This is a genomic window from Plantibacter sp. VKM Ac-2885 (genome assembly GCF_015351205.1).
Taxonomy (GTDB): domain Bacteria; phylum Actinomycetota; class Actinomycetes; order Actinomycetales; family Microbacteriaceae; genus Plantibacter; species Plantibacter auratus.
Genome location: NZ_JADKSK010000001.1, coordinates 110,915 through 124,438 on the forward strand (window position 1 = coordinate 110,915; position 13,524 = coordinate 124,438).

Sequence of the window (13,524 nt, forward strand, 5' to 3'; positions counted from 1 at the left end):
GCTCAGGCGCCCCGGAAGAACGCCTGGACCGCTGCACTCAGGGCGGTCGGATCGTCGATGTGGCACAGCTCGCGGGCGGAATGCATCGACAGCAGCGGCGTCCCGACGTCGACCGTCCGGATGCCGAGCCGTGTCGCGGTGAGTGGGCCGATGGTCGAGCCGCACGGCACCGTGTTGTTCGACACGAAGTCCTGCGAGGGCACACCTGCGGCGGCGCAGCTCCGGGCCCACAGCGCGGCCCCGAGGGCGTCGGTCGCGTAGCGTTGGTTCGCGTTGATCTTGAGCAGTGGCCCGCCACCGGCGATCGGCCGATTGGCCGGGTCGTGGCGCTCCGGGTAGTTCGGGTGGATCGCGTGGCCGGCGTCTGCTGACAGGCACCAGGAGGCCGCATAGGCCTGGAGCCGTTCGGACGTCGTCCCGCCCAGCGATGCGCCGATGCGGGTGAGGACGTCGTCGAGGAACGGACCGCTGGCACCGGACGTCGAGGCCGAACCGAGCTCCTCGTGGTCGAAGGCGGCGAAGACCGTGATGTGTGCGGCGTCATCGGTCGCTCCCCCGTCACTCGCGGCCAGCAGCGCCGCGAGTCCGGCGTGGACCGAGGTCAGGTTGTCCATGCGTCCGGCGGCGAACAGCTGACCGTCGAGACCGAATAGCCGGGGCTCCTGGGTGTCGGCCACGAGCACGTCGTACCCGGCGATCGCGGTGGGATCGATGCCTGCGATCGCCGCCAGGTGCGCGAGCACGTCGGCGTGGGCGAGGTCACCGACCCCGTACACCGGCTGCAGGTGGCGCTGGCGATCGAGGACGAGGCCGTCGTTGACACCTCGATCGAGGTGCACGGCGAGCTGCGGGATGCGGAGGAACGGGCCGGTCCGGACGAGGTGCACGGTCCCGTCGAGCGTCACCAGGCGTCCGGCGAGTTCGAGCTCGCGGTCGAGCCAGGAGTTGAGGAGCGGTCCGCCGTAGACCTCCACCCCGGCCTGCAGCCACCCGTGGGCGCCGGTCGTCGGCTTCGGCTTGAGCTTGAAGCTCGGCGAGTCCGTGTGCGAGCCGAGAATGCGGAACGGCGTCGTGGCGTGGGCCTGCTCAGGTTGCACCCAGGCGATCACCGCGCCCTCGCGTTCGACGAAGAACCGGCCGGCGCCGCCGTCCCAGGACTCGGTCTCGAGCCGCCGGGTGAAGCCGGCCGCCGTGAGGCGCCGAGCACTCTCCGCGACCGCGTGATACGAGGTGGGTGAGGCGACGATGAAGTCGGCAAGGTCGGTGATGTGGGCGACGGAGTCCATCCCACCATCCTCCCACCACCCGCGCACCCGGCACGTGGATGCACCAGGCCCTACCCTGGACGGGTGACGAAGACCCGGAGCGACCTCATCGGGCCCGCAAGCGGCCTGTCCGAGGATCGTCGCGGACGGATCGCACGCATCGTCGACGGTTGGTTCTTCGCCTTCGGCACGGCGGCGGCCGTCTTCCTGGCGTACGTGCTGCTCACCGAGGCGTTCGCCCGCGGTTGGGCCCAAGCCTGGTTCATCCTCGTCATCTACCTCGTCATCGCCTACCTGATCCTCCCCCGCCTGCACACCGTGCTGTCGCGCGTCTATCTGCCCGACTACTTCATCGGACGCACTCGCACGCGCGAGGGCATCCTCGGTGATCCCGTGAACCTCGGCCTCCGAGGTCGGGAGGAGCAGATCCACATGGCGATGCTCTCGGCGGGCTGGACGCTCGCCGACGACCTCGGCCTGCGCGCGAACCTGCGGATCGTGACCTCGACGCTGACCAGGCGCAGCTACTCGGAGGCGCCCGTCTCGTCGCTCTACCTGTTCGGTCGTCGCCAGGCGTTCTGCTACCAGCAGGAGGTCGACGGGAGCCCGGGGAAGCGGCACCACGTCCGGTTCTGGCCGACCCCCGAGGGCTGGCTGCTCCCGGGCGGCTACCAGGCGGATTGGCTGGCCGCCGGGACGTACGACAGATCGGTCGGCATCAGCGTCTTCACCCTGCAGGTGACCCATCGGATCGCTGACGACGTCGACGACGAACGCGATCACATCGTCGCGTCGATCGCGGCCGCGGACCTCGGGGCGTCGACGTCCGTGATCGACAACTTCTCCACCGGCTACCACTCGCGGAACGGCGGAGGCGACGCGATCGTCACCGACGGCGACCTGCCGATCATCGATCTCAGCGCCGTGGTCGTGCCGCCGGCGGCGACCCTGCCGGCCGCCGACGCTCCCCCGACGCGCTCCCTCATCCGGGCCGGCGACCCGCGGCCCCTGGACACCACCGTCGGTGTGGTCCTCATGGTCGTCGCGGCACTGTCCACCGTGCTCTCCGGTGTCCTCCTGGTCTCCGATTGGAAGCAGGTCATCTCGGAGGCCCGCGCGACGGCCGCGACGGCCGACGACGTCGTCCTCATCCCGTGGGTCGTCGGAGCCGTGCTGGCCCTGTCGGCCGTGGTGACGCTCTGCTACCTCGTCCTCGCCTGGCGGGTCCATCGGGGAGGCAACCTCGCGCGCCTGCTCGCCATGACCTTCAGCTCGACGTCCATCGCCACCCTCGCCGCGAGCTATGTCGCCGGCGCCGGCGGATTGACGCTGCAGACCAACCTGATCGGCTTCGCGGTCGACTGTTCCATCATCCTCGCCCTCTCCGGAACCGAGGCCCGTGACTGGGCCCGTGGGCGACAACGACGCACCCGGAGGACGAAAGCATGACCGACGCACCCGACCAGACGGACGAGGGGCCACGCCCCGCCACCTCGCTCAAGCGCGCGCTGCTCCTCGGCGCAGCCATCATCACGATCGTCGCCGGGCTGACGGTGCACTGGTCGGTGGCAGCGGCCTGGGCGAACCCCGTGACCAACGCGCTCTACACGGTGCTCGTCGCGCTCCTCCTGGCCTTCGCCGCCCCACGGCGTCCGCTGTGGCAGATCGCCCTCGGCGCGTTCGGCTTCTCGGCGGCGATCGAGTGCTTCCAGGCCACGGGCGTGCCGGCCGCACTCGCGGACCAGTGGCCGCCCTCGGCGCTCGTGCTCGGCACGACGTTCATCCCGACGGACTTCATCTCCTACGCCCTGGGCGCGGCGGCGTTCCTGTTCCTGTCGCTCGCCATGTCGCTGGTGATCCGTTGGGTTCGCAACGACATCCTCGAACGACGCGCACGGGCGGACCGGGCGGCGCGGCGCCGATCGGACTCCGGACCCGCCTGACGGGTGCCCTAGCCGCGAGTCGTCTCCCCGTACTGGACGTGCTCGAGGTCGAAGACGGCCTCCGCCAACGCCGACCTCGCCGCTTCGAACTCGACGTCGTCGGGGTGACCCACCACCCGTGCGTGCTCGAGGTGCCAGGTGGCACTGCGCAGGAGTTCGACGGTCGTCGGAGCGGGGGAGGGCGCTCGCGTCGAGGCTGCGGGTGACGCGTCGGCGTTCGCCGCTCCGCCGGGGACGAACTCGATCGTGTTCGATTCCGCCGGAGCGTCGTCCTGAGCGTATGCCTTCTTCTTCATATGTCCTTCATCGAGGTTGTGAACTGTTGTGGCTCGCGGCGCGACGGGCTCCAATGGTGGCGAGGATGCCAGTCCTGGAGACGAAGTGATATATGCCGACATCGGAATGTCCGGCTTGGGGCGCTGTTCGGGTCGCGCCATCGCGAGGAGCGTCGGAACACGCCCACGGTCGTCCGGAGCATCCGAGGCACCGAGGACCTGGAACCGTTCGAGCCCCCAACGGGACCAAGCGGATGCCGTCCACGCGCAGATGGCCGCGTCGATGAGGTCCTCGCGGTGCTTGTGCGCCGACTCCTTCAGCGGCGACGGTTCCGCGACGAGGAGCGCCGTCACCGGGTGGGTGTCGAGGTCGAGTGGCGGAGTCGCCGAGGTCAGCGCCTGCAGGCGCGAGATGAGGTCGTCACAGACCTCCGCGCGGCGTCGCCGTCGCTCGGCGACTGGGAGACCGGGGTCGAGGCGCTTGTAGCGGGGCCGCGCATCCGGATACCCGAACTCCTCGGCACCCACCAACGTGGTGTGGGGATAGGCCTCGAAGAACACGACGGCATCCGCCGCCGGCGTGCTCAGTCCGTCGAAGTATTGGAACCCCGCCGCCTCCAGCGCCGTGAAGAGCGCGACACCACCGAGCGCGGGCAGGCCGAGGTTCGACGGGTAGGCCGAGACCTGCCAGCGCCCGTACCGCTGCCCGACCTCACGTTCACAGAGACGCATGCCGGTCTCGTTCTGGACGAGCAGAGGGGCGTCGACCGCGATCACGGAGCCCGGTGAGGCGGTGGCGACGATCCAGGCGACGACGGCGTCGATCCCCACGGCCCACCCGGCCTCGATGACGGTCCCGGTCTCGTCGATGCACACCAGTCCCGACTCGTTCGCCGCGCGGGAGCCGGTCCCCTCGCCCCAGGCGAGGTCGACTCCGAGGAAGCGGGTCACGAGCGGTTCCTTCCGGTGGACGCGGCGAGGCACCGCCTCCCGAGCCTACTGGGCAGACGTCGACGACTCCTCGGATCCGGCGGCGGGCCGGAGGTGAGGAGTCGTCGAGCGTCCCGACCACGCGATCAGCCGACCGGGCCCTCGATCAGCGTCACGTCAGCGGTCTGGGAGGTTCCACTCGCCGTGGTCCAGGTGACGGAGACCGTCTGCCCGGGCTCGAGCGTCGCCATCGTCGCCGTCAGGGTCTGAGCGGAGTCGATGGCGACACCGTTGAGGCCGGTGATGACATCGCCGGCTGCGAGGCCGATCGACGCCGCCGGCGTGTTCTCGATCACCGAACCGACCACGGCACCCGGCACGGTCTGGGCTGCGCCGGACGCTGCCAGACCGATCCCGATGAAGGCCGGGTAGCCGATCGTGACGGTGTCGGTCTCGACGCCGGTGCGGATCTGGTCGACGATGGACAACGCGTCGTCGATCGGGATGGCGAATCCGTCGATGTCGGTCCCACCGGAGGAGGCAGCGGTGTCGACGCCGACGACCTCGCCCTCCGAGTCGTAGAGCGGCCCGCCGGAGTCGCCCGATTGGATGTCCGCGTCCGTCTGGATCAATCCGGTCAGCTGCTTGCCCGCCCCGGTCGCCTCATCCTGGACCGTGATGTCCTGCTCGAGGGCGGTCACGGACCCGTCCGCCGCGCTGGGCGTCCCACCCGTGCCGCCGGCGTTCCCGACCCCGGTGACGGCGTCACCGACGGCTGCGCCGCCGTCGTCGTCGATCGTGACGGTGTCCAGCCCTGAGGCGCCGTCGAGCTGCAGGAGCGCGACGTCGTTCGTGGCATCCGTCCCGACGACGCGTGCGTCGTACTTCTCTCCGGTCGCCACGACGGTGACGACGATGCTCGTCGCTCCCGCGACGACGTGGTTGTTGGTCAGGATCTGGCCATCGGCGGTGAGGATCATCCCGGTTCCCGCGGCGGCGGCCCCCTGGTAGGCCAGCTCGGTGTCGATGTCGACGACTCCCACGGATTCAGCGGCGGTGGCACTCCGGGTGTTCGCCGTCGCGGCATCCGGCGTCGCCTGCTGCGGCCCAGGCTGCCCACCGGGAGCGCGGAAGCTCTGACCGCCGTCGTCCGGCACCGTCTCCGTCACCTGTGAGGAGGCGGCGACGCTCTGGAACGCGCCGGCCGCCAGCGAAGCGAGGCCGAGGCCACCGGTCACGAGGGACACGACCGTGGCGGCCGTCGCGGCGGCGATGATCCAGCCGATGGGCTGCTTCTTCGCGGGAGTACCCGTGGTCGACAGCGGCTGAGGGATCGTCTGCTGTCCGTACGGTTGGGGCTGCCAGGTGCCGGAGGGCGCGTACTGGCCCTGGCCGGCGGCGTACGGTCCGTACTGACCCTGCGGGCCCTGGTGATGACCGGGCCACACTTGACCGCTCGTCGCGTGGGGAGCCGTCGCGTAACCGAAGGGCGTCGTGGGCTCGCGTCGTTGACCACCCGCGGCCGTGTTCCCGGGGTAGCCGGCCGGGGGAGTGACGTCCACACCGGGCTGGGGCTGGTACGAGCCGGTGGGCGGCTGGTACGGATCGAGAGCGGGGGACGACTGCGGCGTCTCCGCCGCTCGAGTGCCGTCCGTTGGACGCGGCTCAGGGCGTTCTGGGTCTGGGGTGGTGTTCACGGGGATTCCTCTCGGCGGGGGTGCTGAGATCATCTGACTCCCGCAATCCGAGTGAATCGTCTGGTTCGACCATGAACGACCTTTGAGCTTCCCGACCGTTTCCCGGATGACGATCGTGTACAGGCTCCATGCGAGACGCCACCTCAGGGTCGCGTGAGCAACGCCTCCAGCGCAGGGCGGGCCGCTGCCTCGGAGATGTGTCCGGCGACGACGAGTTCCGCGAGCCCGTGGACCGCCGCCCAGACCGCCGTGGTCAGGGCGGCGATGACCTGCGGCTCGGCGCCGGGGGCCAGCGACGCCGTCGTCTCGGCGAGCAGCGCCTCGACGCCTCCGATGAGTGGCGCCATAGCCTCACTCGGTGAGCCGGGGACACAGACTTCGGGGTCGTAGATCAGGCGGAACCGCTCCGGGTGCTGCGCCGCGTAGTGCACATACGTCGAACCGATCCGGACGGCCGCCTCCCGTGGGTCTCGACCCGCCGTCACCTCCCGCTCTTCGCGCATGGCGTCCAAGAGCTCGGCCATGCCGCGTTCACTCAGCCGCTTCAGGAGCGCGGTCCGGTCGCCGAAGTGGTGGTACGGCGCGTTGTGACTGACCCCGGCACGGCGTGCGACCTCCCGCAGGCTCAACGAAGCATGGCCCTGCGTCCGCATGAGTTCGAGTGCAGCGTCCTCGAGCGCCGGCCCGAGGTTGCCGTGGTGGTACGTCGTCGTCGATCTTGACACAAGCAACATCGTACCCGTAGAGTCGGTTCCAGCCGGAAGTGGACAGTGTCCAGATTCTTGGCACTGTCCAGACCTACAACTGTTGGAGAACTCATGCCCGCCCTCGTCATCGACGGACACCCGAACCCCGGGTCCCTCTGCGCCGCCCTCGCCACCAGCTACGCGGAGGCGCACGGCGACGCCACCGTCCTCGCCGTCCGCGACCTCGCGTTCGACCCGAACCTCCGCCTCGGTTACACCCGCCGTCAAGACCTGGAACCCGACCTCGAACGGGCGTGGGAGCAGATCCTCGCCGCGGACCACATCGTGATCGTGGCTCCGGTCTGGTGGGGATCGGTGCCCGCACTGCTCAAGGGGTTCTTCGATCGCCTGCTGCTGCCCCGTCGCGCCTACCGGATGAAGTCCAACGGCCTCCCTGAGGGGCTGCTGGCGGGCCGTACCGGTCGGGTGATCGTCACGTCGGACTCGCCCTCGTGGTACCTGCCGCTCGTCGGCGACACGACGGTGAAGCAACTCCGTACCACCACCCTCCGGTTCTGCGGGATCAAGCCGGTCGCCGTGAACCGGTTCGGTCGGGTGAAGGATTCGACCGTGGAGCAGCGTCAGCGGTGGCTCGCGAAGGCGGCGCAGAACGGTCGCACCGACGCGGCGCGACGGAATCCTCGCCCCTCCGCAGCCCCGGCGGAGCTGGTCAGTGGCCGTCGACCAACCGGATGAAGGCACTGAGCTCGGCCACGCCCTCCGGCGTGACCGGCAGGTACTCGGTGAGCGCGGGGGAGTGCACGAGGTACGCCGCCCACTGGGCGCGGGAGATCCCGACGTTCAGTCGGTTCTTCATCAAGAGGAACGACATGCCCCGCGGGACGTCGGCAGGGGAGGACGCGGCCAGCGACACGATCGCGATGACGGCCTCCTGACCCTGGAACTTGTCGACGGTCCCGACGCGCACCCCGTCGAACCCGGCCGCGTCGAGCGTCGCTCGGACGACGGCGACGTGGGCGTTGTAGGGACAGACGACGATGATGTCGGCCTCGCCCACCGGGTCGTCGATGCGGCCGGCATCCGGATCGGTCCAGCGGAGCCCGATGCTCGACCGGACGAGCTCGGCGACGCGGTCGGCCTCCTCCTGCGAACTCGTCGCGTTTCCGACGTGGTGGACCGGGACGACGTGCAGTCCCGGCGCACGACCCTCCAGACGCCGCTTCGTCGTGGCCGCTGCTGAGCGCAGCTCGCCGCCGTACGACAATCGCGAGACCGGCTCGGTGACCGCGGCATCCATCCGCCAGGTCTCGTGGAGGAAGTAGCCGAGTTCCGGAGGGAGGACGTCGCGACCGTCGGCCACGAATCCGAGGGCCGAGGTGTCGATCGGTTCGGGATGCGTCCCCTGGCTCACCTGCGGCAGCTGCTGCGGGTCGCCCAGGAGCAGGAGGTTCCGCGCGGCGACGCTCCCCGCGATCGTGTAGGCGAGCGAGAACTGACCGGCTTCGTCGACGACGAGGAGGTCGAGCGATCTCCGGTCGAACCGGTTGGGGTTGCTGAAGTCCCAGGCCGTCCCGCCGATGACGAAGCCGCCGGTCTGCTCGGCCATGAACGCGCCATGACCATTGGCCGGGAGGACCGTGTAGCCGCGCTCAGCATCCGGGTCGGCACCGGATCGTAGGGTCTTCGCCACGAGCGCGGGGGAGAGCCCCGCCTTCACCACACGCTCGAGGAGGTTCTCGACGACGTCGTGCGACTGCGCCACGACCCCGATCCGCCAGCCGTGCTGCTGCACGAGGGCCGTGATGACGTGCGAGGCGACGTAGGTCTTGCCGGTTCCGGGCGGCCCCTGGACGGCGAGCGCCGAGTCGTCGAGGTCGAGCAACGCGGCGGTCACGTCCTCGATCGTCCGCCCGTCTCCGCGGTGGGGGAGCGGCTCACCCGAGCTCGTGCGGGGCGACCGTCGCCGCAGGATGTCGACGACGCCGTCGTCCGGCCACCCTGGAGAGGCGTCGAGGACCGCTTGCCCCCACTCGGCGATCGCGTCGACCTGTGTTCCGGGTCGCGGGGGAGGAGACGGCGTGAGCGCGACCGGCAGCTCCGTGTAGGGCTCACGATCCGTCTTGAGCGTCTCCTGGATGAGCAGGGAGTCGTCGTCGACCTCGAGGACCGTGATCTGCCCCGCCGGTCGCGAGCCGGGCTCGGCGCGGGGGAGCGTGTACGGTCCCGGGTGGTCGTAGACCGCGAACGGGTCGGCGCCGACCTTCACACTGCTGCCGGGAGCCCATCGGCCGCGGAGTCGGACGTGACGGCGGTCGCTGCGCTGCCGTCCCTCGCGGAACCAGTCGCGCTCGACAATTCCCGAGGTGACGGTGAAGACGTTCCGGGTGTCCTCCCATTCGTCGCGCGCGGCGATGAGTCGGGAGAAGTGCTCCTGCCAGAACGATTTGTGCTCACGCCGGTGGTAGTCGATGGCGGCCGCCGCGAGCGCATACGCGGTGGCGTCGTCGGAGCGTTCGGGGTCGAGGGGGTCTCCGGCCAACGCCGTCAGCGCGTCGTGGAGCGGCGTCGGTTCGTCCACCAGGGGCTCAGGTGCGTCGGTGACGAAGGTGCCCGGCAGCACGCCCCGTTCCGCACCGAGGTCGAGCAACCAGTTCCGCAGCCGACGGGTCGACTCGCAGTCGTACGCGTTGTACTCGGCGATCTCGGCGAGCTTCCGTTCGCCTTCGGCGACGAGCTCCGGGTCGCCGCTCCGACTCAGCTCGCGCGCCTCCGCGTAGGCGGTGATGGATGCCGCGGCGTCGGTGACGTCGCTGTCGCGGTGGTCCTCACCCATGTAGAGCGGCTCGAGCTTCTTGATCGAGTACGACCGCGATCCGACACGCACCGTCTTGCGGACGAACGGGTAGAGGTCGAACAGCACGGCCTCGCGGAGGAGGTCGTCGATCGTGTCCTCCCCGACCCCGTGCCGGGCGGCCAGCGAGAGCAGGTGCGTCCGCTCGTAGGCGGCGTAGTGGTACACGTGCATGCCCGGGAACTCGGCACGGCGGGCGGTGAGGTAGGCGAGGAAGTCGATCAGGGCCGTGCGCTCCTCATGGAAGTCGTGCGCCCACCAGGATCGGAACCGGCCGTCGGTGTCGACCAGGCCGAACAGGTAGTCGATGCCCCACCTCGTGCGGTCACCCCGTCGGGCGTCGCCCGGCTCGCCCTCGGTGTACAGCGGGTCGCCCTCGAAATCGAAGAAGACGTCGCCCGGATCGGGTTGCGGCAGGAGCCCGAGCGCCGCGGCGTCGTGCACGCGGAACTCCGGCACGCCGGCGGCGGGTGACGGCTCGAGCTGCAGGTGCGCCTGCTCGCGCAGCGCAGCGAGCGTGCTCTCGGCGATGCCGTCGACCGTCCCGCCGGCGCCACCCGACGGCCCGTGCGGCCCTGGTCGCTCGGTCGACCCGGTGAGCGTGAGCGACGCCAGATCGTCGATCGTGGCGATGCCGGCCGCCAGCAGGCGGTCGCGCTGCGTCAACCGGAGCCCGGCCACCAGCAGGACGTCGCGTGAGGCTGTGATCTCGGCGTCGCACCACGCGCATCGTCCGCAGACGCTGTAGCGCTGATCGCCCCAGGCCACCGGGGCGTCGGCTTCGAGCCGTTCGGCGACGATCCGCAGCAGGCGCGCACGGCGGCGACGGTACACCGGCAGGATGTCGGCCACCGCGTGGGTGCTGACGGTGCCGTCTCCCAGGATGAGGTCGACGTCGTCGTCGACCGGGATCCCGGCCGTCTCCAGCTGCTCCACGTAGGCGGCGAGCTGGAGGAGGGCGGTCACCTTCGGTGAGCGCGCGAGTTTGGTGTCCTGCACGCGATACCGGCCGTCGGGCCGGCGCACGATGAAGTCGGCGAAGCCGATGAACGATCCGTCGAAGAACGCGGCCTGGAAGACGACCGGGGCTCCGTCGCGGAACGCCGTGATCGTCGACTCGACGGCTGCGGCGAGCGCCACCGCGTCTCGGACGTCGGGGCGGTCGAGCTCGACGACGCCGGTGCCGAACTCGGCGCGGTACGACTCGAGGACGCGCAGCTCGTGCTGGTCGCCGAGCTTGGAGGTGCGCATCAGCATCTCGTCCTCGGGCTCGACGATCGGTTCGATCCGACCGAGCTTCGCGTCGACCGTGCGCAGGAAGGCGAACTCGCAGTAGGAGGCGTTGGAGAGGTCGCTGGCGCTCGTGATGGCGGAACCGTCGAGGAGGAACATCGGTGCGGTGGGTGCCTTTCGAGACGACTACTGCGGGGGCTGGTCCGCCTCCGATCGCTGTCAGTCTGGCACGCACCACCGACCACGGCGCCGCCGCGGGACGCAGGCTGTCGTCAGCCAAGGGGGAGCCGTCTGTGGAGCGGCGTCGGGCACCCTCAATCCCGCGTCCCCTAGCCTGGACAGCGACCACGACGCCACGGGACAGGAGCGCATGATGACCACCACGATCCAGGTCGTCGCGGGTGTCGCCTCACAGGACGACACCGTGCTCGCATGTCGGCGGGCACCCGGGCGGGCGTCCGGTGGACTGTGGGAGTTCCCCGGCGGCAAGGTCGAGCCCGGCGAGCAACCGCAGGACGCGCTGGCTCGTGAGCTGCGCGAGGAGCTCGACGCCGACGTCGCTGTGGGGGCGCTGCTGGACCGCTCCACCGTCACCGTGGGCGAGCTCGTCATCGACCTCGCCTGCTACGAGGTCGTCTTCCGAGGGGCACCCCCGGTCCACAGCACGGACCATGACGAACTGCGCTGGGTCACCCGCGAACAGCTCCTCGGACTGGACTGGGCGACCCCCGACCTCCCGATGGTCAGGCGACTCACCGCGAGCTGACCCCGGAGATGCGGCGTGTCAGTCGGCCGCGTGGAGCGGAATGCGCGCGAGCGTGCGTCCACTGAGCACGAGATCGTCGTTGGTCGAGGTGATCGCCAGCTCGGTGACCGTCCACTCGAACAGGGTGACGTCGCGCCAACGCTCGAGGAATGCGGCGAGCGCCGCGGTCTCGGCAGCGTCGAGCTCATCGCGGAAGTGGTGCAGGCCCACCCCGACGAGCGGTGATGGACGCCCACCGACGGCCCGCTGGATGGGGCCGAAGGCGTCCGCGATGGCGGGGAGGTAACAGCGTCCGCGGTTGAAGCCGCCGATGACGGGGCCCGCCAGCCTGACCCGGAAGGGCGTGAACGCGCCGACGCTCGTTCTCAGCCCGTCGAGGAACCCGGAGTCCGCATCGATGGAGGAGAGCGTCGCGTGCAAGCGGTGGGCGCGTCGGAGCTCGATGCCTCGTGCGAGTTTGGGGGCGAAGGGTGCCGAGGCGAGATCGGCCTCGTAGCTCAGGAAGATCGGATCGACGAACAGTCGTTCGATCGGGACGGGGACGACGACCGCCAGGCGCGCCTCGGCGTACCGCCCGCCACGGTAGACGCCGTCAGGACTCGCCGCGAGCGCGAGCGGGTGGTCGGCGTCGATCAGGGGGAGCTGGGCGTACCGGTAGCGCTCGTCGAAGGTCAGGGCCTCACCTGGTCGGAAGGTGGAGCGGACGACGTCCCAGCTGCGGAGGGCGTCGTGCGAGTGCGACGACGTGTCCGCAGCGCTCGAGGCTGTTTCGGGGACATCGACCTCGAACGCCCGGTCGGCGGATCCACCGGTCACCGTCCGGATCAGACCCGTCGCGACGCCGGTCGGCAGCGCGCCGATCGTGTTTCCGGTCGCACCGGCGGGAGAAGGCATGTCGTGAGGTTAGTGGAGCCGTCAGCCCAGCGCGTCGGGGACACCCCGAATTCGGGCGATCGACCCAATTAGCGGCGAGGTCGACCAGAACGCCGACACCAGCGGCCGATCAGTGCGCCTTGCCGGCCTTCCAGTAGCCACAGAACATGACACGGTCCTTCGGCATGCCACCACGGACCCAGAGCCGACGCACGTTCGCGGCCAGGGACTGCTCTCCGACGACCCATCCGTAGCACGGGCTGGGCGGCACGCCGAGGGCCGTCGCGGCCGCCAGCGCCGCTCGTCCAGGGATGTCGTGCGGATCCTCTCGGACCACCCATCGCAGCTCGACCCCGTCCGGGACTCGCACGTCCTGCGCGTCGGCGGCGGAGGGGATCTCGACGATCGCCGTCCCGACGGTCGACGCCGGAAGCGAGGTCAGGATGCCTGCGACGGCGGGGAGTCCGGTCTCGTCCGCGACCAGCAGCACCCGGTCGACGTCGGCCGGGAGGTTGAACATGCGCCCCTCGTCCAGCAGTGCCACCGCATCGCCCACCTCGCATGACTGGGCCCAGCTCGCCGCAGGCCCCGCAGTCCCCTCGGCGGCCGACCCGTGGATGACGAAGTCGACGTCCAGCTCCGGCCCGTCGGGCCCGTCGCGCCGGAAATCCCGCACCGTGTAGTTCCGGAGCACCGGTCGCACGGACTTGGAGATCGCGAGGTACTTGGCGTAGGCCAGCATGTCGAGCTTGGTCGGCAGCCGCTCGAGCCCGCCCTCGGAGACCGGGATGAAGAACCGGAACCACTGGTCGTAACCGAGGAACGTGAAGTCGGCGATGTCACCGCCACCGAGGGTGACCCTGGCGATGTTCGGCGAGATACGCGAGCGGCGGACGACCCGCAGCGTGAGGAGTGTCGCCGCCTCGGGTTTGATGCGCGCCGTCTCGGCATTCGTGCGAGCCACTCGAGCCCCTTCCTCCGGCG

The 13,524-nt window shown here is 70.3% G+C and carries 11 protein-coding genes; 4 read left to right on the forward strand and 7 right to left on the reverse strand.

Translation table 11 applies throughout. The features are described 5' to 3' along the window. Positions 1-2 precede the first annotated feature (2 nt). Positions 3-1,286, reverse strand: coding sequence for a M18 family aminopeptidase (locus ITJ66_RS00575; protein WP_137242961.1), 1,284 nt, complete (start codon positions 1,284-1,286; stop codon positions 3-5). A 63-nt stretch (positions 1,287-1,349) separates the two neighbouring features. On the opposite strand from ITJ66_RS00575, the gene ITJ66_RS00580 reads away from it, so the two are divergent. Together ITJ66_RS00580 and ITJ66_RS00585 are read left to right on the forward strand one after the other, a co-directional pair. Next, entirely contained in the window at positions 1,350-2,714 is a 1,365-nt protein-coding gene (locus ITJ66_RS00580; RefSeq protein ID WP_370582525.1) for an LssY C-terminal domain-containing protein, read from the forward strand. Beyond that, positions 2,711-3,208: a DUF2809 domain-containing protein gene (locus ITJ66_RS00585; RefSeq protein ID WP_124767802.1), complete on the forward strand. Its 498-nt coding sequence runs from the start codon at positions 2,711-2,713 to the stop codon at positions 3,206-3,208. Before ITJ66_RS00580 ends, ITJ66_RS00585 begins: the two co-directional genes overlap by 4 nt. Positions 3,209-3,216: 8 nt before the next feature. Here ITJ66_RS00585 and ITJ66_RS00590 read toward each other — a convergent pair whose 3' ends face one another. The 3 genes from ITJ66_RS00590 to ITJ66_RS00600 form a co-directional block, all read right to left on the reverse strand. Further along, a complete protein-coding gene (locus tag ITJ66_RS00590) occupies positions 3,217-4,434 on the reverse strand; it encodes a DUF429 domain-containing protein (protein ID WP_194642835.1) in 1,218 nt (405 codons plus the stop codon). Between the two features lie 125 nt (positions 4,435-4,559). Then, positions 4,560-6,110 (reverse strand): S1C family serine protease, encoded by a 1,551-nt coding sequence (locus ITJ66_RS00595; RefSeq protein WP_241160973.1) that lies wholly within the window; start codon positions 6,108-6,110, stop codon positions 4,560-4,562. Positions 6,111-6,253: 143 nt separating this feature from the next. Then, a complete protein-coding gene (locus ITJ66_RS00600; RefSeq protein WP_370582526.1) occupies positions 6,254-6,835 on the reverse strand; it encodes a TetR/AcrR family transcriptional regulator in 582 nt (193 codons plus the stop codon). Positions 6,836-6,928: 93 nt separating this feature from the next. On the opposite strand from ITJ66_RS00600, the gene ITJ66_RS00605 reads away from it, so the two are divergent. Then, entirely contained in the window at positions 6,929-7,552 is a 624-nt protein-coding gene (locus ITJ66_RS00605) for an NAD(P)H-dependent oxidoreductase (protein WP_124767806.1), read from the forward strand. Here the strand turns inward: ITJ66_RS00605 and ITJ66_RS00610 are convergent. Further along, complete coding sequence (locus ITJ66_RS00610; protein ID WP_194642839.1) at positions 7,527-11,060, reverse strand: bifunctional RecB family nuclease/DEAD/DEAH box helicase; 3,534 nt, start codon at positions 11,058-11,060, stop codon at positions 7,527-7,529. The two genes, ITJ66_RS00605 and ITJ66_RS00610, sit on opposite strands and share 26 nt — an antisense overlap. Positions 11,061-11,274: 214 nt before the next feature. Between ITJ66_RS00610 and ITJ66_RS00615 the strand changes: the two genes are divergently transcribed. Further along, positions 11,275-11,667: a (deoxy)nucleoside triphosphate pyrophosphohydrolase gene (locus ITJ66_RS00615; RefSeq protein ID WP_124767808.1), complete on the forward strand. Its 393-nt coding sequence runs from the start codon at positions 11,275-11,277 to the stop codon at positions 11,665-11,667. A gap of 18 nt (positions 11,668-11,685) precedes the next feature. On the opposite strand, the gene ITJ66_RS00620 is transcribed toward ITJ66_RS00615, so the two are convergent. Then, positions 11,686-12,561 (reverse strand): hypothetical protein, encoded by an 876-nt coding sequence (locus tag ITJ66_RS00620; RefSeq protein ID WP_124767809.1) that lies wholly within the window; start codon positions 12,559-12,561, stop codon positions 11,686-11,688. Positions 12,562-12,670: 109 nt separating this feature from the next. Beyond that, a complete protein-coding gene (locus ITJ66_RS00625) occupies positions 12,671-13,504 on the reverse strand; it encodes a siderophore-interacting protein (protein ID WP_124767810.1) in 834 nt (277 codons plus the stop codon). Between the last annotated feature and the right edge of the window lie 20 nt (positions 13,505-13,524).

What these genes read in the sequence shown, in the direction of transcription:
- ITJ66_RS00575 (WP_137242961.1), bottom strand. Translation starts at nt 1,286, where the DNA reads ATGGACTCCGTCGCCCACATCACCGACCTTGCCGACTTCATCGTCGCC.
- ITJ66_RS00585 (WP_124767802.1), top strand. Translation starts at nt 2,711, where the DNA reads ATGACCGACGCACCCGACCAGACGGACGAGGGGCCACGCCCCGCCACC.
- ITJ66_RS00605 (WP_124767806.1), top strand. Translation starts at nt 6,929, where the DNA reads ATGCCCGCCCTCGTCATCGACGGACACCCGAACCCCGGGTCCCTCTGC.
- ITJ66_RS00610 (WP_194642839.1), bottom strand. Translation starts at nt 11,060, where the DNA reads ATGTTCCTCCTCGACGGTTCCGCCATCACGAGCGCCAGCGACCTCTCC.
- ITJ66_RS00615 (WP_124767808.1), top strand. Translation starts at nt 11,275, where the DNA reads ATGACCACCACGATCCAGGTCGTCGCGGGTGTCGCCTCACAGGACGAC.
- ITJ66_RS00620 (WP_124767809.1), bottom strand. Translation starts at nt 12,561, where the DNA reads ATGCCTTCTCCCGCCGGTGCGACCGGAAACACGATCGGCGCGCTGCCG.